The sequence below is a fragment of the Erythrobacter aureus genome, from assembly GCF_003355455.1.
GTDB lineage: Bacteria > Pseudomonadota > Alphaproteobacteria > Sphingomonadales > Sphingomonadaceae > Qipengyuania > Qipengyuania aurea.
The window spans coordinates 180,462-201,893 of the sequence record NZ_CP031357.1 but is presented as its reverse complement, the minus strand read 5'-3'; the positions used below and the strand labels follow the sequence as shown (position 1 = coordinate 201,893).

General features: G+C 62.7%; 15 protein-coding genes and 1 pseudogene. 8 read left to right on the top strand and 8 right to left on the bottom strand.

Going from position 1 to position 21,432, the window contains the following annotated elements:
* Positions 1-15 precede the first annotated feature (15 nt).
* Both lnt and metK read left to right on the top strand, forming a co-directional pair.
* Positions 16-1,611 (top strand): apolipoprotein N-acyltransferase, encoded by a 1,596-nt coding sequence (gene lnt, locus DVR09_RS00980; RefSeq protein WP_115415279.1) that lies wholly within the window; start codon positions 16-18, stop codon positions 1,609-1,611.
* Between the two features lie 30 nt (positions 1,612-1,641).
* Complete coding sequence (metK, locus tag DVR09_RS00975) at positions 1,642-2,880, top strand: methionine adenosyltransferase (RefSeq protein ID WP_115415278.1); 1,239 nt, start codon at positions 1,642-1,644, stop codon at positions 2,878-2,880.
* Positions 2,881-2,933: 53 nt separating this feature from the next.
* Here metK and DVR09_RS00970 read toward each other — a convergent pair whose 3' ends face one another.
* From DVR09_RS00970 to DVR09_RS00960, 3 genes are read right to left on the bottom strand one after another with little or no spacing between them, the layout of a single operon-like run.
* Positions 2,934-4,073 carry a CaiB/BaiF CoA transferase family protein gene (locus tag DVR09_RS00970; RefSeq protein WP_115417706.1) on the bottom strand — a complete coding sequence of 380 codons (1,140 nt, stop codon included), beginning with the start codon at positions 4,071-4,073 and terminating at the stop codon, positions 2,934-2,936.
* Positions 4,074-4,110: 37 nt separating this feature from the next.
* The gene (locus DVR09_RS00965; protein WP_115415277.1) at positions 4,111-5,250 is read right to left on the bottom strand and encodes a nitronate monooxygenase; all 1,140 of its coding nucleotides are present in this window, start codon (positions 5,248-5,250) and stop codon (positions 4,111-4,113) included.
* Positions 5,251-5,307: 57 nt separating this feature from the next.
* On the bottom strand, positions 5,308-6,234 hold the full coding sequence (locus DVR09_RS00960; RefSeq protein ID WP_115417705.1) for a 5'-nucleotidase, lipoprotein e(P4) family: 927 nt from the start codon (positions 6,232-6,234) through the stop codon (positions 5,308-5,310).
* A 453-nt stretch (positions 6,235-6,687) separates the two neighbouring features.
* Here DVR09_RS00960 and DVR09_RS00955 point away from each other — a divergent pair, with 453 nt between their 5' ends.
* Positions 6,688-9,015, top strand: coding sequence for a CDC48 family AAA ATPase (locus DVR09_RS00955; protein ID WP_115415276.1), 2,328 nt, complete (start codon positions 6,688-6,690; stop codon positions 9,013-9,015).
* Here DVR09_RS00955 and DVR09_RS00950 read toward each other — a convergent pair.
* The 3 genes and pseudogenes from DVR09_RS00950 to polA form a co-directional block, all read right to left on the bottom strand.
* Positions 9,012-10,091, bottom strand: coding sequence for a mechanosensitive ion channel family protein (locus tag DVR09_RS00950; protein WP_115415275.1), 1,080 nt, complete (start codon positions 10,089-10,091; stop codon positions 9,012-9,014). The two genes, DVR09_RS00955 and DVR09_RS00950, sit on opposite strands and share 4 nt — an antisense overlap.
* A gap of 39 nt (positions 10,092-10,130) precedes the next feature.
* Positions 10,131-11,363 (bottom strand): sensor histidine kinase, encoded by a 1,233-nt coding sequence (locus DVR09_RS00945; protein ID WP_115415274.1) that lies wholly within the window; start codon positions 11,361-11,363, stop codon positions 10,131-10,133.
* Positions 11,364-11,407: 44 nt separating this feature from the next.
* Positions 11,408-14,240: pseudogene (gene polA, locus DVR09_RS00940) on the bottom strand (DNA polymerase I).
* Between the two features lie 247 nt (positions 14,241-14,487).
* On the opposite strand from polA, the gene DVR09_RS00935 reads away from it, so the two are divergent.
* Positions 14,488-14,739 (top strand): hypothetical protein, encoded by a 252-nt coding sequence (locus DVR09_RS00935; protein WP_067696099.1) that lies wholly within the window; start codon positions 14,488-14,490, stop codon positions 14,737-14,739.
* A 91-nt stretch (positions 14,740-14,830) separates the two neighbouring features.
* Here DVR09_RS00935 and DVR09_RS00930 read toward each other — a convergent pair whose 3' ends face one another.
* Positions 14,831-15,847 (bottom strand): serine hydrolase, encoded by a 1,017-nt coding sequence (locus DVR09_RS00930; RefSeq protein WP_115415273.1) that lies wholly within the window; start codon positions 15,845-15,847, stop codon positions 14,831-14,833.
* Positions 15,848-15,984: 137 nt separating this feature from the next.
* Complete coding sequence (locus DVR09_RS00925) at positions 15,985-16,392, bottom strand: baeRF12 domain-containing protein (RefSeq protein WP_115415272.1); 408 nt, start codon at positions 16,390-16,392, stop codon at positions 15,985-15,987.
* Between the two features lie 100 nt (positions 16,393-16,492).
* On the opposite strand from DVR09_RS00925, the gene DVR09_RS00920 reads away from it, so the two are divergent.
* The 4 genes from DVR09_RS00920 (at position 16,493) to DVR09_RS00910 (ending at position 21,431) form a co-directional block, all read left to right on the top strand.
* Positions 16,493-17,386, top strand: coding sequence for a phosphotransferase family protein (locus DVR09_RS00920; RefSeq protein ID WP_234041494.1), 894 nt, complete (start codon positions 16,493-16,495; stop codon positions 17,384-17,386).
* Positions 17,367-17,852, top strand: coding sequence for a DUF6285 domain-containing protein (locus tag DVR09_RS17485; protein ID WP_234041493.1), 486 nt, complete (start codon positions 17,367-17,369; stop codon positions 17,850-17,852). Before DVR09_RS00920 ends, DVR09_RS17485 begins: the two co-directional genes overlap by 20 nt.
* A 4-nt stretch (positions 17,853-17,856) precedes the next feature.
* On the top strand, positions 17,857-19,149 hold the full coding sequence (locus DVR09_RS00915) for an acyl-CoA dehydrogenase family protein (protein ID WP_115415271.1): 1,293 nt from the start codon (positions 17,857-17,859) through the stop codon (positions 19,147-19,149).
* Positions 19,150-19,241: 92 nt separating this feature from the next.
* Positions 19,242-21,431 (top strand): DUF305 domain-containing protein, encoded by a 2,190-nt coding sequence (locus DVR09_RS00910; RefSeq protein ID WP_115415270.1) that lies wholly within the window; start codon positions 19,242-19,244, stop codon positions 21,429-21,431.
* Position 21,432: the final 1 nt, after the last annotated feature.

Genomic DNA, 21,432 nt, shown 5'->3' with positions numbered 1-21,432 from the left:
TTAAGGGGCAGGCCGATGGAGACAATCCCCGGCCTGGCCCGTTCCCACCCGAAGATTTCCGCGCTGTTGCTGGGCGCTATCTCGGCGTTCGGCTTTCAGCCATTTCACCTCTGGCCGCTGGGGCTTGCCGCGATGGCGGCTTTCGGCTGGCTCGCATGGCAACAGGCAGGCTGGAAGCGGGCCCTGCTGGTTGGCTGGTTGTTCGGCGTCGCTCATTTCACGGCGACCAATAACTGGATCGCGACCGCTTTCACTTATCAGGCGGAAATGCCCGCAGCGCTCGGATGGGCTGCGGTGCCCCTGCTTTCGCTCTATCTCGCGATCTGGCCCGGACTTGCGACTGCCGCAGCCTGGCTGATCGCGCGGGGGAAAGGGCTGTTCGCTTTTGCCCTGGCATTCGGAGCGTGCTGGATCGCCGCCGAATGGCTGCGAAGCTGGGTCTTCACCGGCTACAGCTGGGGGCCGTTTTCGATGATGCTGCTCGGGCCTTGGGATCGCCCCGGCCTGGCGCGGCTGCTGCCATTCGCCGGCAGCTATGCGTTGTCCGGCGCGGTGGTCGCAGCGGCGGTTGGCGGAGCCGCGCTCGCCGCCGCGCGCCGCTGGGCCGCGCTCGGCGCATCCGTGCTGGCGGTAACGGCTCTGATCTACTGGCCTGCCGGTCGGGGCGGGACAGGCGATCTGGCTCTCACGCTGGTGCAGCCCAACCTCAAGCAGGAAGACATCGACGATGCGTCGAAGTTCGAGGACCAGTTCCAGACCATTGCGGGCCTGAGCAAGCCGCTGAAACCTGGCGCTCGCCGATTGGTACTATGGCCGGAAAGCGGCGTTCCCGACTACCTTCGCGATGGTTATCCGCAGCGCTACTACATCCAGATGACCGCAGGCGGCGACCCCGCTTTCGCGCGCGCGCGGATCGGCGATGTCATCGGACCGGCCAGCCTGCTGCTGACCGGTCTGGTCGATCTCGAGATCGGCACAGTGGATGGACGAAGGAAAGCGATCGGCGCCTACAATGCGGTCACGTCGATCGATCCCGACGGTAAGCTGGGCGAGCGTTATGCGAAGGCGCATCTCGTTCCCTATGGCGAATATCTTCCCTTCCGGGCTCTGCTCGAGCCGCTGGGGCTTTCGCGTCTGGTGGCGGGTACGATCGATTTCATTCCCGGACCGGGACCGCGGACCCAGGATCTCGGGCAGTACGGCATGGCGGGCATGCAGATCTGCTACGAAATCGTCTTTTCCGGCGAAGTGGTCGATCGCGGCAATCGCCCGGACTATATCTTCAATCCGTCCAACGATGGCTGGTTCGGCACCTGGGGGCCGCCGCAGCATCTGGCCCAGGCGCGCATGCGCGCTGCGGAAGAAGGGCTCCCCGTTCTGCGATCGACCACAACCGGCATCAGCGCCGTGATCGATGCGCGCGGCGTGGTGCGCGAACATATCGGCCGCAAGGTCGCGGGGCGGATCGATACGCTGGTCCCGACGCCGAAGGCGCCAACGTGGTTCGCACGAATGGGCCACTGGCTCACTCTGATATGGGGCATTGTTTTTCTGGCACTATCGCTGGTTGCCATGCGCTTCGCAGGTGGCTACCCCACCCGCAACACATAAAGATTTCTTTATATCGGGATTTCGACTTTCATGCGCACCAGTTACCTGTTCACTTCCGAGAGTGTCTCGGAAGGCCACCCCGACAAGGTTTCCGACCAGATTTCCGACGCCATTGTCGATCTGATGCTGCGCAAGGATCCCGAGGCGCGGGTCGCTTGTGAAACGATGACGACGACTCAGCGGGTGATCCTTTCCGGCGAAATTCGCTGTGCGCCGATGTACGATGCCAAGAATCCCGACTGGGCCGAAAACGGCGGCTGGGCACCGGGCGCAAAGGAAGAGATCGAAAAGGCCGTTCGCCGAACCGTGCGAGAGATCGGTTACGAGCAGGATGGGTTCCACTGGCAGTCGCTGACCTTCGAGAACCATCTTCACGGTCAGTCGTCTGAAATCGCGCAGGGCGTCGATGCCAGCGGCAACAAGGATGAAGGCGCGGGCGATCAGGGGATCATGTTCGGTTTTGCCTGCGATGAGACGCCCGATTTCATGCCGGCCACGCTCGACTACAGCCACAAGATCCTCGAACGGCTTGCCGCAGACCGCAAGAGCGGCGCGGCGCCCTTCCTCGAACCGGACGCCAAAAGCCAGGTAACCTTGCGGTACGAGAATGGCAGGCCCGTGGAATGTACGGCAGTCGTCGTATCGACCCAGCACGCCAAGGGCTATCACGAGGGCGACAAGGAAGCCGAACTCAAGGCCTATGTGAAGAAGGTCGTCACCGAAATCCTGCCCGAAGGCTGGATTTCCGGGGACACCCAATGGCACATCAACCCGACCGGGGCCTTCGAGATCGGCGGTCCCGATGGCGATGCCGGTCTCACGGGTCGCAAGATCATTGTCGATACGTATGGCGGCGCAGCGCCGCATGGCGGCGGCGCGTTCAGCGGGAAAGATCCGACCAAGGTCGATCGCTCGGCCGCTTATATCGGGCGCTATCTGGCCAAGAACATCGTGGCAGCAGGCCTTGCCAGGCGCTGCACGATCCAGTTGAGCTACGCGATCGGCGTATCGAAGCCGCTATCGCTGTATATCGACACGCACGGCACCGCAGCCGAGGGCGTTACCGACGAAGCCCTGGAAAACGCGATCCGTGGAATGGAAAAGCTGGGCGGTCTGACTCCGCGGGCCATCCGCACGCATCTCGGCCTCAACCGGCCGATCTACCGCAAGAGCGCGGCCTATGGACATTTCGGCCGCCAGGCGGAAGGGGAAGCCTTCCCATGGGAGCGCACCGATCTGGTCAAGGATCTCAAGGCGGCTCTCGACTGATACGACAAGGGCGGCCTCGCGGGCCGCCCTTTTCCTTGGTGCCGGCGTAAGGTCTAGCCGTGTTCACCCTTGCGCGGGCTGGGGTGGTCGAGCGCCAGTTCGGCCTCGGAAAAGGTGAACGGGCTGCGCACCCCCGGAATGCCTTCGAGATCGATGCGCATGGCGCGCGACTGTACCTGAGCCTCTTCGAAGACGGCGTCGATGGGATTGACCCTTCCGGCCGGAATCCCGTCTTCCACGCAATCGGCGAGCAGTTCGTCCAATTGCCATTTGCGCGTTTCGGCCGCGATGATCGCGTCGAGTTCCTCGCGATTGGCGAGGCGGCCCTCATTGGTGGCGAACTTCTCTTCGCCCAGCAGGTCTTCACGCCCGAGCAGCGACAGCAATTTGCGGAACAGCCCGTCATTGGCCGGGGCCAGCACGACCTCGCCATCGGCGACGGGAAAGACCCCATAAGCGCTGACCTGCGCATGCTCGTTACCCATGCGCGGCGGGTTCTCGCCTGTCGTGAGAAGATGCATGGCCTGACTGGCGAGCAGGCCGACCGAGCAATCGAGCAGCGACATGTCGACATGCTGACCGCGCCCGGTGCGCTCGCGCATGGCGAGGGCCGCCTGAATGCCGATGACCGCATAGAGGCCGCATACGAGGTCCGAGATGGAGATGCCCATCTTCATCGGCTGCCCCTGCGGCTCGCCGGTCAGCGCCATGAAACCGCTCATCGCCTGAATGACGAAATCGTAGCCAGCTTCACGCGCACGCGGGCCGGTCTGGCCAAAACCGGTGATCGAACAATAGACGAGGGCGGGATTGGCTTTGGCAAGGCTGTCATAATCGAGCCCGAATTTCGCGAGCTTCCCGGTTTTGAAATTTTCGAGCGCGACATCCGCCGATGCCGCCAATTCGCGCACACGCGCGAGATCTTCTTCGTTTCTGAAATCCGCGACGATCGAACGCTTCCCGCGATTGGCCGCGTGGTAATAGGCGGCTTCGCGCTCGCCATTCTCGCGCTCTATCCATGGCGGCCCCCACTGACGGGTACCGTCGCCCTCGGGGCTTTCGATCTTGATGACATCGGCACCAAGATCGGCCAGGATTTGCCCGGCCCAAGGCCCTGCGAGCACGCGGGCGAGTTCAAGGACTTTGAGCCCGGCGAGCGGGGCCTTCGGATTGCGCGGAGAATCGAGCCACATGGCGAGCGCCTTGGGCTCGCGGCAGACGCCGGTCAAGTCACCCCATGCCGACAGAATCGGTGAGGCGACCCACGGCTTCGACAAATTCCTCGCGGAAGTCCTGCACGACCTGTCGGCTCGAACGAACCTGCTCCACCAAGCCGACGCCCTGGCCGACAAAATAGCTGACGAGCTCGCGCGCGCCGTCATTGCCCGCGGCGGCTTCGCGCTCGATCCGTGCGAAGGCCGGTTCGGACACCATCCCCATCAGCGGCATGGGAAGGGTGCCGGGGCCGCCGGAGGAATCCCATGCATCGTGCCATGCGGTTCTCAATTGCCGCGCCGGTTTGCCGGTCCGGCTGCGCGAACGCACCGTGTCGCGGCTGCGGGCGGCAACCATTTTATCACGGAAGGTCTCGCTGGTCTCGGCTTCGGGCGTGGCGAGCCAGATCGATCCGGTCCAGGCGCCCTGTGCCCCCGCGGCCATCATGCCCGCCATTTGTCCGCCGGTCATGATCCCGCCCGCCGCCAGCACGGGCATGTCATGGCCCGCGCGCGCCAGTTCGCGCACCACTTCGGGTATCAGCACCAGCGTGGACACCTCGCCGCAATGCCCGCCCGCCTCGGTGCCTTGCGCGACGATGATGTCGACCCCCGCTTCGGCCTGCCGGATTGCATGTTCTTTCGCTCCCACCAGCGCCGCCACGGGTACACCGCGTCGCTTACCTTCCTTGATCATCGCGGGCGGGGCGATGCCCAGCGCGTTCGCGATGAGCCTGATCGGATGGCTGAAGGCGACCTCCATCAGCGCGAGGCCGTTTTCGGGCGTTATACCCATGCGTTCGCGCAGGATCGGCATTTCCGGTTCGGGTGCTATCCCGAATTCCCCGAGCACCCGATTGACGAAGCCTTGATAGGAGGGATCGATCGCGGCGGCGCGGCTCTTATTGTCCGACAGCTCTCGAACCCGCGGGTCGATTACTTCCGGCACGAGGACATCCACGCCATAGGGGGCGCCCTCTACGTGGGCATCGATCCAGGCCAGCTCTTCCTCTAGCTGGTCGGGGCTGAAGCGTGTTGCCCCCAGTACGCCAAAGCCGCCCGCCTTGCTGACTGCGGCGACCACGTCGCGGCAGTGGCTGAAAGCGAAGAGCGGAAAGTCCGCTCCCGTCAATTCGCAAACGCGGTTCATCGGCATGTAGGTCTCTCCCTTGCAACCTACCCTATCGCCGGCGTGTCGGAGTGCAAGCGGTGTCTATTGGCCGTCCATGATCACGGGCGCATCGCTGGGCGAAGGCTTCCAGCGTGTTTCCGGCGGGAAGACCTCGCCAATGGTGCCTTCCTGCCAGGCGCCATAGACGGGGTTGGGCATGAGGAACCAACCATTGCCCCATAGCTGTGCATATTGCCCGCGCGCTACAGCCGCGCGCCGTGCTGCAATGGCTCCCTCATCGGCGTTGAAGACATCGGCAAAGTCGCCAAGATTGTCGCCAGCCATGGCGATGACACAATACTGTGCGGCGATCCGCGCACGGCGCCCGTCCTTGCGGCTACCCATAGTATCGTCGCCCCGCAGGAACAGGTTTTCGAGGTGAACAGCGGGGCCGGTGCCGGCCGCCTCGATCGCCGCGATGGTGCCCGCGGCTGTATCCGAATTGCGATTGGTGTTGAAAATCACGGCTATGCCCGCTTCGCGCAGGCGCTTGAGACCGGTGACGGCGCCCGGAACGGGCTTGGCAATACCCGCGCCCTCATTGGCCCACTCGGTCCACTCGTCGATATCGAAGGGCTTGCCCGAAAGCGCTTGCCAATATTCGTACCCGGTATTGAGCAGCACGGTTTCGTCGACATCGAACACCGCGGCAAAGGGCTTCGTCGTCCCGTCGTCGGCCATGCAGGAAGGCGTTCCCACTCCGCCCGGTGCATCGGGCAGGCCCAGCGGAACCGATTGCGGTACCCGGCGCTGGCGCGATACGGCGATGGCGTAGTCGGCGATCTGCCGCCAGGTTTGGATCGATGCGCCGGCGGCCTCTCCCGATCCGTAGAGCCAGCGCATGGTATCGGGCGCAGCGCGATCATCGCTTGCGATGACCGTCTGGGTGGCGATAACGGGCGGGGCTTGGGCCGTCGTGCATCCGCTCAGCGCAACCGCGCTTGCTGCAAAGGCAAGAATTCGTTTCATCGAATCGGCTCCATTTCGGCTTGAGGGCGGTTCGGAGCCCCGCTTAGCACGGAGCAGGCTCATACCCGCAAGCCTGTCGGCGCTTCGCTGGCCGAGTGCTTCTGAACCGATACCCCAATGAAGGCATTCGATTGTGCGATGCAACATCAGTCGGTGCAACCCTGCCTGTCACGAACAATCAAATTCAACGCCTTAGAATTGAAGCGACGAACTTTGTTGCAAGTCATGCAACAAAAATTGTCCTTTTCGCACTTGCACAAAATCGTCTCGGCCAGCATATGTCCACTTGCCTTTCAGGCATCCTCTCCCAAGACTTCCAAGCCCGGTTGGTTCGCCAGCCGGGCTTTTTTCTTGTGTTTCGCGGACCCACGCATCGACCTCGCTCATTGCATCGGCAGGGACCCGTTCCCAAGTGGGGCGGAGACAAGTTCAGGTAACGGGAGCCGAGTCCACATGGCCGATGCGGATGCTGCAGCAGCGACAGAGGAAAAGACCATAAGGCTGGCGGTGGCGGCGGCACGGCAGGAAGAAAGCGGGCAGGGCATAGCCCGCATGCCGCGATCGGCCTTCCAGGCACTCGGCATCACCGAGGGAGACGTAGTCGAAATAACGGGGAAACGGGCGACCGCAGCGGTGGCCATGTCGGCCTATGACGAAGACCAAAGCCTAGATGTGGTGCGCCTTGACGGGCTCCAGCGCGGTAATGCGGAGGTTGGCTCGGGCGAGCATGTAAAGGTCGCCGTGGCTCAGTCGCGGCCAGCGACGCGCGTGGTCTTCGCGCCCGCCCAGCGGGAAATGCGGCTCCAAGGACCGCCCCAGGCACTCAAGCGCAATTTCTTCCGAAAACCGCTGGTTGCGGGCGATCTGGTGGCGACGACCGGCCAGCAGCCCGTCCAGAACATGCCGCCAGAGGTTCGCCGCATGTTCAATGCACCGGCCTATGCCCTGACCCAGATCCGCCTGAGCGTGGTGTCCACGGCCCCCAAGGGCATCGTTCATATCGACGAGGACACAGAGGTCGAATTGCGCGCGGAATTCGAAGCGCCGCGCGACGCCCGGGCCGTCGTCAATTATGACGATGTCGGCGGCATGGGCGAGACCATCCAGCAATTGCGCGAAATGGTCGAACTGCCGCTGCGCTATCCCGAACTGTTTACCCGCCTGGGGGTCGACCCGCCCAAGGGCGTGCTGCTGCACGGCCCGCCGGGCACCGGCAAGACGCGGCTTGCGCAGGCGGTTGCCAATGAGAGCGACGCCAATTTCTTCACCATCAACGGGCCTGAAATCATGGGCTCGGGCTATGGGGAAAGCGAAAAGGCCCTGCGCGAAGTGTTCGAACAGGCGACCAAGTCGGCGCCGGCCATCATTTTCATCGACGAAATCGATTCGATCGCACCCAAGCGCGATCGGGTGCCGGGCGAGGCGGAAAAACGGCTGGTCGCCCAGTTGCTTACCCTGATGGACGGGCTCGAGGCGCGTTCCAACCTGGTCGTCATCGCCGCGACCAACCGCCCCGAGGCCATCGACGAGGCTTTGCGGCGTCCCGGACGTTTCGACCGCGAGATTGTGATCGGTGTGCCCGATGAAAGCGGGCGGCGCGAGATCCTTGGTATCCATACCCGGGGCATGCCGCTCGGAGACAAGGTGGACCTTGGCGAGTTAGCCAAGGCTACCTATGGCTTCGTAGGCGCCGATATCGCCGCGCTGGCACGGGAGGCGGCGATCGATGCCGTCCGCCGGATCATGCATAAGATCGATCTGGACGAACGGACCATTCCGCCCGAAGTGCTCGACGAGCTGTGCGTGACCCGCGAAGATTTCCTGTCCGCTCTCAAGCGCATCCAGCCCAGCGCCATGCGTGAAGTTATGGTTCAGATGCCCAATGTCGGCTGGTCCGATATCGGCGGAATCGGCGACGCGATCGAGAAACTCAAGGAAGGCATCGAATTGCCGATGAAGAATCCCGAGGCGTTTCACCGTCTCGGGATCCGACCGGCCAAGGGCTTTCTGCTTTACGGCCCTCCGGGTACCGGCAAGACGCTGCTCGCCAAGGCGGTGGCGAAGGAAGCCAAGGCCAATTTCATCTCGATGAAGAGTTCGGACCTGTTGTCGAAATGGTATGGCGAGAGCGAGCAGCAGATTGCGCGTATGTTCAAACGTGCCCGCGCCGTCGCACCGTGCGTATTGTTCATCGACGAGATCGACAGTCTCGTGCCGGCGCGCGGCAGTGGGCAGGGCGAGCCTCAGGTGACCGGGCGCGTGGTCAATACCATCCTTGCCGAAATGGATGGGTTGGAGGAATTGCAGTCGGTCGTGGTGGTCGGCGCGACCAACCGCCCGACCCTTGTCGATCCCGCGCTGCTGCGTCCGGGCCGCTTCGACGAGCTGGTCTATGTCGGCACACCGGACAAAGCGGGGCGCGAGCAGATATTGGGCATACACACGCAGCACATGCCCCTGGCGGATGACGTCGACCTGGGTGAAGTGGCGGTCAAAACCGCTCGCTTCACCGGCGCGGATCTCGAGGATGTGGTGCGCCGTGCCGGTCTCAGCGCGCTCCATCGCGCCGGTGGGGATGTGCAAAACGTGACCGCTGCCGATTTTGCAGAGGCACTCGAGGACAGCCGGGCGACCGTTACTGTCAAAATGGAAACCGAATACAAGAAGATGCGCGGCGAGCTGAAAAAACGTGCCGCCGAAGTCCGGCCGATCGGCTTTCTTTACGAAGGGATGGTCGAAAGCACCCGCGACGAAAAGCACGGGCCGGATACCAGCGCCTAGGCCTCCTCAGCGCGCTGATTCGCCGCCTCGACCTCGAGCCGGTGGCGGATCAGCGCTTCGGGCTGGTTTTCCTTGAGCCAGCCCAGCATGTGTTCGCGCACGGTGCAGCGCAAGGTCCACAAATCGCCAATCGTATCGGCGCTCATCGATAGGCGCAGTTCGATGCTTTCGGGATGGGCTTCGGTCATCAGCAGTTGCAGATTGCGCCCGTCCCACAGATCCTGTGCTTGCACGAAACGCTCGAACTCCTCGCGAATGGGCTCCACTTCGGCGATTGGGTCGAGATGCAACATCACTGGACCGGTCAGGCGTTCATCGACCCGCGACCAGTTTTCGAAACTCTCGTCCAGAAACCGGCTTGTCGGCACAACCAGAACGCGCTCGTCCCAAGTGCGCACCGTCACGAAGCTCATCCGGATTTCCTCCACCCGGCCCGCCTGTCCGTCGACTTTGACCAGATCGCCGATACGTAGCGGCTGGGTGAGCGCCATTTGCAGGCCCGCGATCAGGGATTTCAGCGCTGGCTGTGCCGCGGCGCCCACGGCCAGCGCGGCAAGACCGGCCGAGGCCAGCATAGTCGTGCCGATATCGCGCACGCCGGGAACGTTGAGCATGATTAGCGATACGGTGATGATGATGATCGCGACCTTCACCGTGCGGGAAAGGATCGCGATCCGCGTGAGGCGGCCACGCTGCGCGACGGGATCTTCCGCTCCCTCGATTTGCGCTTCATATCCTTTGGCGAGGCCGCGCACGACGGCGTAGGCCACCCAGCCGACCACTGCGGGTGTCAGGAATTTGGCCAGGAGGTCCCAGCCTTGGCCGACCAAGGCATCGTTCTCTGCCGCGACGGTTATCGAAAATGCGATGGCGGCCCAGCGAAGGGGCCTGCGCACCCCTTCCACGACGACATCGTCGAGCGTGCTTTCCGAAGCCTTGGCCAGCCGCCGCAGAATCGCGAAGGCCAGCCAATGGACGATGAATGCGGCCAGAATAGCACCGCTCAGCACGATCAGGGTATGGATCACGCCCTCGATGGAAATCGGCCAATTGCGCGGATCGTAACGCTCTAACATCGGGCCACCTGCTATGAGCAGGGCAGCGGCAAGGCAAGCCTAGTCATCAACCGGAAGCTCGATCGAGACCCGCAGGCCATCCTTCGTGAATTTCCGTTCGAGAGTGCCGCCGAACTGCCGTGCGGCACTGGTCATCAGCAGGCTGCCGAACCCCTTGCGTTCGGGAACCTCTTCGATATTCGCGCCGCTCTCGCGCCATTCGAGAGCCACCCTTCCGTCTTTTTCCGTCCAGGTCACACTCACCGTGCCTTCGGATTGCCAGGCGCCGTACTTCACCGCATTGGTCGTCAGCTCATGGAGGACGAGACCGAGCGGGGTCACTCGTTTGGCCGGCAGCATGATTTCCGGGCCATCGATTTCGGCAGTGTGCTTGCGCGAGCGATACGGTGCGAGCGACGTTTCCACCAGCGCGCGGAGCGAAGCAACGGGCCGTTCCAATTCGCCCTGACTCACTTCGTGCGCGGTGAGCAGGGCGCGGATTCTCTGGGCGATGCTCTCGGTGACTTCCTTGGCTTCCGGTTTGTCCCGGCCGCTCATTTGCACGATTGCAAGGATGACCGCGAAGAGATTCTTGACCCGGTGGTTGAGCTCGCGGGCAAGCAGGTCGGCGCGGTCCCGTGCTTCGCTGACGACCGCCGCCTGCGCCGCTTCGGCCTCGGCCCTGGCCGCGCGGCCGACCAGCCGGGCACCTGCGATCATGGCCAAGATCAACAATACCAACAGGGCACCCAGCAGTGGCAACAAACGCGCCTCGGTTCGCGCCGCCTGAGTGTTGCGATCGGCCAGTATCGCGTTCTCAATCTGCTCCATTTCGGCGATCGCGCGACTGAGCCGTTCCATGGTCTCCACACCCTCGTCGGTAAGCACCGCGCGGCGCGCATCGAGCAACTGCCCGTTCTCGAGCAGCTCGACACTGGCTGCCATCTCGTCGAATTTCGCGCGGGCCAGGGCGTCGATCTGGTCGATCAGCTCGGTCTGGCGCGGAGTCGCTTCGTCGCCGATGAGCGCCCGGATCCGATCGAGAGCCGGATCGATCTGTTCACGTCCGATCTGGTATGGCGAGAGATAGCGCCGGTCTAGTGTGATGAGATAGCCGCGCTGCCCTGTCTCGCCGTTCAGAGCCGCGTTATTGACCAAGCGCAGTTCCTCCAGAATCTCGGTGGTTTTCGCAACCTGTTCGCGCTGGGCGCGTTCGGCTTCCACGGTCTGATAGACGAGCAGGAGCGTGGCGAACATTGCCGCCGCGATCACGCTCAGCAGGGCCACATTCATCCAGCGTGGATTGCGCGTGCGCGCGACGAAGTCCTCGATCTCGTTCAGTGTGCTGCTCCCCAGCTGGAACCCGTACCGATGTCGATGCCCAGCGGTATGTCAAGCGTCACGGCAGGTTGCGCCGCGCCGGCCATGACGTGCTCGATGACCTGGGATGCGGCTTCGACATCTCCCTCGGGCAGTTCGAAGACAAGTTCGTCGTGAACTTGCAGCAACATGCGCACATGGCCGAGGCCCGCCTTTTCGAGTGCGGGCATCATGCGGACCATGGCGCGCTTGATGATGTCGGCGCTGGTGCCCTGGATCGGCGCGTTGATCGCTGCGCGCTCGCTGCCTTGGCGCTCGGCCTGATTCTTCGAACCGATCCGCGGGAACCAGGTCTTGCGCCCGAACAATGTCTCAGAATAACCGCGCTCGCGCACCTGTTCGAGCGTGCGGACGATGTATTTCTGGATGCCCGGAAAGCGACTGAAATACGTGTCGATCATCGCCTGCGCCTCATCGGGCTGGACACCGAGCCGACCGGCCAGCCCCCAGCGGCTGATGCCATAGAGGATCGCGAAATTGATCGTCTTCGCGCGAGCGCGGGTATCGCGATTGACTTCGCCGAACATTTCGGTGGCGGTGCGCGCATGGATGTCCTCGCCATTGGAGAAAGCTTCCTTCAGGGTCGGGACATCGGCCATATGCGCCGCCAGCCGCAATTCGATCTGCGAATAGTCGGCGGCGAGCAGGACATGGCCTTCCTCGGCGACGAAGGCTTCGCGGATCTGGCGGCCGATCGCAGTGCGGATCGGGATGTTCTGAAGGTTTGGATCGGTCGAGGACAACCGCCCGGTTTGCGCGCCGACCAGGCTATAACTGGTGTGGACGCGCCCGGTTTCCGGGTTGATCGCAGCCTGCAACGCATCGGTATACGTGCTCTTGAGCTTGGCGAGTTGGCGCCATTCGAGCACCTTGTTGGCAATCTCCGCGCCTTCGCCGGACAGCCGCTCGAGCACGCTCTGATCGGTCGAATACTGGCCGCTCTTCCCTTTTTTGCCGCCCTTGTAGCCGAGGGTGTCGAACAGGACTTCACCCAACTGTTTCGGGCTGCCGACAGTGAACTCGGTGCCGGCCAGCTCGTATATTTCCTTTTCCAGCCGTGCGATCTCGCCGGCGAACTCCTCCGACAGCTTGGCCAGCCGGACGCGGTCGACCTTGATGCCATGACGCTCCATCTGCGCAACCACGGGGACCAGCGGGCGGTCGACGCGTTGGTAGATCCTCGTTCCCCCCTCGGTCGCCAGCCGCGGTTTGAGATGGCGATAAAGCCGCCAGGTGACGTCGGCATCCTCGGCGGCATATTCGGTCGCCTTGTCGAGCGGGACTTCGCCGAACGGTATCGCCTTCTTGCCGGTCCCGCACACTTCCTTGAAGCTGAGGCAGGTGTGGCCGAGGTGGCGGTCGGCCAGTTCGTCCATCCCGTGGCCGCCGCCGATCCCGTCGAGTTGACGGCCCGCATCGAGATCGAAACTGATAATCATCGTATCGTCGATCGGCGCGACCGCGATACCATTGCGGGCGAGGACGTTGAGGTCGTACTTGCCGTTGTGGAAGACCTTGAGCACGGCGTCGCTGGTCAAGAGGGGCTTCAGGGCTTCGAGCGCGGCGGCCTTGTCGATCTGCGGGGGCTTTTCGGCGAACATGTCGCTGCCGCCATGGCCGAGCGGGATGTAGCACGCATCGTTGGCTCCCAGCGCGAGGCTGATCCCGACAAGATCGGCGCGGATCGCATCGAGGCTGCTGGTCTCGGTGTCGACCGCCACCACGCGCGCCATATGGGCGCGTTCGATCCACTCTTCCAGCCGCTCCATGGTCTGGACGCATTCATAGGCCGAGCGGTCGATCGCGGGATAGTCGGGCAGCGGCTGACGGTTGCCCTCGGTGCTGGCGGGCGCGCCCTTGGCATCTTGCTTGGCCGGATTAAGATCGGTTGTGCGAGAGGGGCTGCCAGTACCTGCATCGAGCCGTTTCAGAAGGCTGGTAAAGCCGTGCTTGGAGAGGAATGCGGCGAGCGGTTCGCTCGGCACGCCGTCGAGCTTCATATCGTCGAGGGCGATGGGAAGGTCGCAATCCTCCTTCAGTGTCACCAGCACGCGGCTGAGCTCGGCGTCGGCGCGGTGCTCGATCAGGCGCTCCTTGAGCTTCGACTTTTTCATGCCCTCGGCCGCGTCCAGCGCCGCGGTCAAATCGCCGTGTTCGGCGATGAGCTTGCTTGCGGTCTTGGGACCCACGCCGAAGATGCCGGGGATGTTGTCGACCGAATCGCCCATCAGCGCGAGCACATCCCCAACCTTTTCGGGCTCCACCCCAAACTTGTCCTCTACCTCTTCGACATAGATGCGCGCATTCTTCATCGTATCGAGCATATCGATGCGGGCGCCGTCCTTTTCGCCCACGAGCTGCATCAGGTCCTTGTCGCTGGAAACGATCGTGACGTTCCAGCCCTGCTCCTGCGCCGCGCGGGCATAGGTGGCGATCATGTCATCCGCCTCGACATCGGGTTCTTCCACCAACGGCAGGCTGAAGGCCCGCGTTGCATCGCGGATCAGGGGGAATTGTGGAACCAGATCTTCCGGCGGATCGGGCCGGTTGGCCTTGTATTGATCGTAAATCTCGTTGCGGAAGCTCTGGCTCGACTTGTCCAGCACGACCGCGAGATGGGTCGGACCATCGGCCTTGTCCAGATCGTCCGCCAGCTTCCACAACATCGTGGTGTACCCATAGACCGCGCCCACGGGAGTGCCCTCGGGTCGGTCAGGGGGGGAGCCGGTGATAGGCACGGAAGATATAGGCCGAGCCGTCGACGAGGTAGAGATGTGGTTTTTCACCCATGGTCAGGCGGCTTAGCAATGGCTTGCCCCTTGGGGAGCGCGATTTTTCCTCGTCACGACAATCGGCGGATTCCTGCCATTCCCAGCGGAATTGGGGCCAAAATGTGGCAGATTCTGGTGAATCTGCTTGCTAGGCCCCAATTTGGCCATTATTTAGACACTGTGAGGCCCCAATTCGGGACTCGCGTGGAGAGGGGGCCTTCGGCCTCCGAACCACCTCAAAACTCGCTGTTCAAGGATTTAGAACTATGCGCAAGATCGCTCTTTTCGCTGCTGCTTCGGCTGCTGCCCTGACCCTCGCAGCTTGCTCGGAAGCTACCGAAGACGCTGCCGAAGCAACCGCCGATTCGGCTGCTGCTGACGCCGAAGCAAACATGGAAGCCGCTGGCGACGCCATGGAAGCCGGTGCTGAAGAAGTTGCTGCCGAAGCCGACGAAGCTGCTGCTGAAGTCGAAGCTGAAGTCGAAGGCGAAACCGAAGCCGAAGCTGCTGCCGACTAATCGCGCACGCTTCGCGAACGGTTAGCGTTCACGAAAAGAAAGGGCGGTGCCTTCCGGCGCCGCCCTTTTTCTTTATCGAGTTGCCGGACTCTTACCTTCCGCCATATTCGGCCGAAGCCCAGTTGCGCCCGTCGTTCACGTTACGCCCGAAGCCATGGTATAGCGCCTGCGTGATGCTGGAAATCCGGGCATCGCGATTGGCCCGTGCCTCGAGCTTGCGGCTGCGGCTGCCATTTTCGATCGCCATGGAAGGGCTCTGCCCGGTGACGTAAATCGCGGCGGCGATTGCGCGTCCATCGGGCGTGTGGAAAATCCCGATATCGCTCGCCGTGCGGCTGAGCGTACCGGTCTTGTGCGCGAGGTTGGCGCTGACGGGGAGCGCCGAGCGCATGCGCCGTTTTCCGGTGGTCGTTTCCTCCATGGCGTCCAGCAGAAACCGGCGCGAATGATCGCTGAGCCACTTGCCCTGATAAATTCCGGCCAGCAACTGCCCCATTGCGCGCGGCGTGGCGCTGTCCTTCGCGTCGACGCTCCAGGCCGGGTCGATCCGACCATCTTCGCGGATCAGCGTGCGGATATCGCGGCTCAGCTCGAACCCTTCGATTCCGGCATTCCGCATCCACTTGTTTACCGCCCGAGGGCCACCGACTGCCGCCAACAGTGCATCGGTGCAGTCGTTACAGCTCTTGGAAATCATCAGGCTGAGATGTTTGTAGGCGGGCAAATAGGCGCCACCGGGACGCGGCAGTCGAAACTCGCTCGTCAGGCTCCAACGTCCTTCGTCCACCCCGGCAAGATAGGCGGCCGCTATGGCGACCTTGCTGGTACTGGCCATCGGAAAGCGCTGATCGGCAAGCACGCCAACTTCATGCCCGGTAGCCAGGTCGACCGCATAGACGCCGATGCGGCCATTCGAGCCGTCGGCAAGCATCGCGATTTCGCGTGCGAGCGGAGTTTCGTACAGGGCCTCGAGCGTTTGCGGTGCCCGGACCTGTGTCCCCAGGGCATTGTCGAACTGGGCCTCGAACCCGCCACTTTGCGCCAGCGCCGGGGCAGACGCAAGCATCGCCCCGATCGCCAGCAGTCGTCCAAAAAATCGTTTAGGCATGCCGACCCTATACACCCTCCGTGGTTAGGCGAAGCTTAATGCCAACCGAATATGTCGACACAAGGGCGACGCGACGAAAAGTGTTGCGGGCGCGACAGGTTAGCCTGCCGACTTGTTACAATCGTTCGTCCGATACCTCAGGTATTGGCGATGATTTCCTCGATGCGGTCGGTCGGTTCCCCGGTGACTGTTTTATCGATCTCACCAACCAGGCGCTTCTCGAGTTCGGAGTGATAGTGCCTGCGCATTTCACCCAGTGTCTTGGGGTCGGCGATGACCAAGACGTCGGTGATCTCACCCGCTATCGACTTGGCATTGAGCCATTCCGCTGCCGCTGCACCATGGGCTAGTTCATCCAGATCCGTCCGCCCGAGTCGCTGGCCGACGGCATCCTGGTGCTTCACCCCGGCGCTGAAATTGGTTGCCGACAGGTCGGGCTTCTCCGCGCCGCTTAGCTTGGGTTCGAAAGGCTTGCCGCTGTTGCGCATCACAGTGAAGTTCTCACCATCGACGATGGCGACATGGGCGTTGGCGGGAAGGCGCATAAAAGTATCTCCTGATAGACTGGCTTGTCGGAATAACGACCCACCGCCGCAAGAGGTCCGGGCTTGAGCGACAGAGCGTTTCGCTTCACACATGAACCGCATGGGAGAGACTGAAAGCGCAAGCGCGCTCGCGAAAGGACTGGCCCGGGCGCTTGAACGGGTTGGAATAGGGGCGCCGGAAGGCCTGAAGAGGCTGACCGGCGGGGCCACCATGGAAAGCTGGCGGTTTTCGAGCGCGGGAAGGGATTTTATCCTCCGCCGTGCGCCGTCCGCAGCAATGATGGAAGGGCGGGCGATCGGGCACGATGTCGAAGCCGCCGTCATCCGCGCCGTTCATCAGCGCGGGGTGCGCGCCCCGGAAATCGTGGTCGAGCTGGAGGAAACCGACTGTCTGGGAACCGGCTTCGTCATGCGGGCGCTCCCCGGGACGGCGGATCCTCGCGCCATTCTTGCTGCGAATGAAGGGGACGAGCTGGCATTCGATCTGTGCGCCGACATCGCGATGGAGCTTGCCGAGATCCATAACACTCCGCTGGACAGCCTGCCTGATCTCCCTCGGCTAGAACCGTCCGACGGTGTGGCAGGTCTGCGCGAGCAGTTCGAGGAGGCCGGGGCGGATCGGCCGATCGTCGCGCTGGCGCTGAGATGGCTGGAGGGCAATCTTCTCTCGCCGATCGAACCCGTGCTGGTCCATGGAGACTACCGGCTCGGCAATCTGATGGTGGAGGAGAGCACGCTGACCGGGGTGCTCGACTGGGAACTGGCGCATCTCGGCGACTACCATGAGGATATCGCTTATGGTTGCATGACCGTATGGCGGTTCTCGCGGCCCCGACAGGCCGGCTTATGGCCTCGGGACGCTCGGCGATCAGTCGATAGAATATGCAAGCCTTTACGGCCGCGAGGTCGATCCGGCGCGCTTCCGCTGGTGGCTGGTTTATCGCACGTGCTGGTGGGCGCTCGGTTGTTGGCGCATGGGTGCGACCTGGCGTGAAGGAGCCGATCGCACACTCGAACGCGCGCTCATCTCGCGCCGAACCAGCGAGCAGGAACTCGACCTGCTGCTTTTGCTGGAGGAAGACGCACCCCGAGAAGAGCGCGAGCGCGATTTGCCGGATAGTTCGGGTACGTCCGAACCGAGGGGAGAGGCGAGTGCCGGGGAGCTGGCGGTCGCAATCTCGGAATGGCTTGCGACTGTGAAAGACCGGATGGACGGCCATGATCGCTTCCAGCATGCGGTCGCCCGCAATGCGCTCGGCATAATCGCCCGTGACAATGCTGTCCGGACAGAGGTGCGCGACGCGAAACTGGCGCGCGATCTGATCGATGGCAAGGTTACACTGGCTCAGCCGGGATTGCTCGCCGCGCTCAGACGAAACACACTCGACAAGCTGGCGGTCGACATGCCGAAATACCCTGCGCTGGCGATCGCGCGGAAGACATGGACGAAAGAGGAATAGGCCGATGGATTTCACCATTCCGCAGGAGCTCGAGGACTATTACGCGGAACTCGAGAGGTTTATCGAGGCGAAGATCGAGCCGCTGGTCGCCCGCGACGACAATATCCGGTTTTTCGATCACCGCCGCGAGAATGCGCGGACCGATTGGGAGCAGGGCGGTCTACCGAATGAAGCCTGGGAGGACCTGCTGCGGCAGGCCCGCCAGATTGCCGACGAGGCAGGACATTGGCGTTTCTCCGCGCCGAGGAAATATGGCGGGAAGGATGGATCGAATCTGTGGATGGCGGTGATCCGCGATCGGTTCGCCCAGCGCGGGCTTGGCTTGCACAACGACCTGCAGAACGAACATTCGATCGTCGGCAACTTTCCCTTCGTCGCCATGTTCGAAACCTTTGGGACCGAGGAACAGAAGCGGGAATTCATCGAAGGCGGGTTCGAAGGCTCGCGCCGCGTCGCCTTCGGCCTGACCGAGCCGGATCATGGATCGGATGCCACCTGGATGGAAACCACGGCGGTCCGCGAAACGCGCGACGGGGCTGATGGCTGGCGTATCGATGGTGAGAAGATGTGGATCACCGGCATGCACGTCGCCACTCATTGCGCGATGTTCGCGCGCACCAGTGGAGAGAATGGCGATGCCAGCGGCATTACCTGCTTCCTCGTGCCCAATCCCACCCCCGGCCTTGAGATCGAGGAATGGATGTGGACTTTCAACATGCCGACCGACCATCCGCGGCTGTCGGTGAACGATGTCTGGGTGCCCGACAGCGCGATCCTCGGTGTGGAGGGACGCGGCCTTGCTCTGGCACAAAGCTTTGTCCACCAGAACCGTATCCGCCAAGCGGCATCGTCGCTCGGTGCGGCAAGCTACTGCGTCGAAGAGAGCGTGCGCTACGCCCGGACACGTAAGCCTTTCGGCGAGGAGCTGGCGAAGAATCAGGCGATCCAGTTCCCGCTGGTGGAGCTGGCCACGCAATGCGAGATGCTGCGTTTGCTGATCTACAAGACCGCGTGGGAAATGGACAATATGCCGCATGCGGAGATCGAGAAGACGATCTCCGACAAGGTTTCGATGTGCAATTACTGGGCGAACCGACTGGTCTGCCAAGCGGCTGACCGTGCGATGCAAGTGCATGGCGGGATCGGCTATTCGCGTCACAAGCCGTTCGAACACATCTATCGCCACCACCGCCGCTATCGGATCACCGAAGGCGCGGAGGAAATCCAGATGCGCAAGGTGGCGGCCTATCTGTTCGGCTATCTGGGGCCAAGACGTGGTCGGTTCGCCCGCTCCTGACCCATTCCATCTTGCCGTTCGTAGAATTTGCGCTTGACCGCCCGGCTCCTGCCGGGCCTGATTACGATCAGGATATCTCGGGGACTGACATCATGACAAAATCGCTACGTCTTCTGGCCGCCAGCCTGTTGCTTTCGACTTCCACTGCCGCGTTGGCGCAGAGTGTGCCGATCGTCCTGCCCGGAGCGCCTGGCGATACACCGCGCGTGATCGACGCCCAGGAAGCGATAGCACTGTCCGATACGCGCTTCTCTCCGGCGGACGTCGCTTTCATGCAGGGGATGATCGTCCACCACCAGCAAGCCGTCGATATGGCGCAACTGGTCAGGGATCGCACCAATAACGAAGCGATCCTGAAAACCGCCGACCGTATCGAGGCGGGTCAGAAAGACGAGATGGATTTCATGCGGACCTGGCTCAAGGACCGCAATCTCGAAGTGGCGATGCAGGGCATGGGCCATGCGCACCATACGATGAAAGGCATGGCGACGCCGGAACAGATGCGTGAACTCGCCGCCGCCAATGGCACGGCCTTCGACCGGTTGTTCCTGCACCTGATGGTGGAGCACCATCGCGGCGCGGTGACCATGGTCGATGATCTTCACGGGACTTCGGGCAGCGCTTACGATCCGGTGATGTACGAGTTCACCAATGAAGTGGTGACCGACCAGAAGGCTGAAATCGACCGGATGAACGCTACGCTGGCCACGCTCTCGACCGATCCGCGCGCCACGTTGACGGCGGGCTTTCGCGATGCGGGCGAGGCGATCCTGAACCTGCGCAAAGTGGCCACGCTCGAAAAGCCGCCTGGTTTCTTCGATCCGGAGAACCCCGCCCAATTGCAGCCGGTGAAGGAAGAGGACGAAGAGGAGGCCGACACATCGCCGCGCGAAGACGGCGAGGAAACCGAGGATGACGAGCCCGAGTTCGGTGAACGCGGATCGCTGCTGAGCTTTGCCTTTACCGACATGGCCTTTAGCGGCGACATGATGGTGGCGGGCAGCTATCACGGCTTCAACGCCTATCGCCTGGGCGATGACGGCATACCCCAGCTTGTCAGCTCGGTCGTGTGCCCCGGCGGACAGGGCGACGTATCGATCGTGGGCGATCTCCTGATCATGAGCGTCCAGGACCGTCGCGCGCGCGTCGATTGCGGGTTGCAGGGCGTCGACGACAAGGTGAGCGAGGAACGCTTCCGCGGGCTCCGCATATTCGACATGTCCGACATAACCCGCCCACGCCAGGTCGGGCTGGTCCAGACCTGTCGCGGCAGCCACACGCATTCGATCGTGAAGGCCGACGAAGATCGTTTGATCGTCTACAATTCGGGCACGAGTTACGTCCGCGACGATGAGGAACTGGCGGGCTGCTACGAGATCGGCGGCGACAATACCGCGCTGTTCAGCATCGACGTAATCGAAGTCCCGCTCGCCGATCCATCCGCATCGCGCATTGTCGACCGCCCGCGCGTGTTCGCCAAGGATGGCGAGATAGCCGGCCTGTGGCGCGGTGGCGACCATGGTGAAGGCACGCAGGACACTTTTCGGACCGACATGTGCCATGACATCACCGTTTTTCCCGCGCTCGACCTCGCGGCGGGTGCTTGCTCCGGCAATGGTATCATCCTCGATATTAAGGACCCGCTCAAGCCGGTCCGCATTGATGACGTAACCGATGAAGGTTTTGCCTATTGGCACTCGGCCACCTTTAACAATGACGGCACCAAGGTCCTGTTCACTGACGAATGGGGCGGCGGTGGCCGTCCGCGTTGCCAGGCAGGAGATCCGAAGAACTGGGGCGCCAATGCATTCTACGCGATCGAAGACGGCAAGCTCGTTTATCGCGGCACCTACAAGCTGCCTGCACCGCAGGGCGACAAGGAAAACTGCGTCGCGCATAACGGCTCGATCATTCCGGTGCCGGGACGCGATATCTTCGTGCAAGCCTGGTATCAGGGCGGCATTTCGGTGATCGACTTCACCGATGCGAGCAAGCCGTTCGAGATCGCCTATTTCGATCGCGGTCCAGTCGATGAGGAGCAGCTTATCACGGGCGGATACTGGTCGGCATATTGGTACAATGGCCGCATCTACGCGACCGAGATCAGCCGGGGGCTGGACGTCTTCGCGCTTGAGCCGAGCGAGCACCTGACCGCAGCGGAAATCGCCGCGGCCGAGGCGGCGGTCTATGCCGATGGCCTGTTCAATCCGCAGACGCAAACCCAGGTCACCTGGCCTGCCGAAGTGATTGCGGCGGTCGAGGAAAGCCGCACGGGCGGGTAAG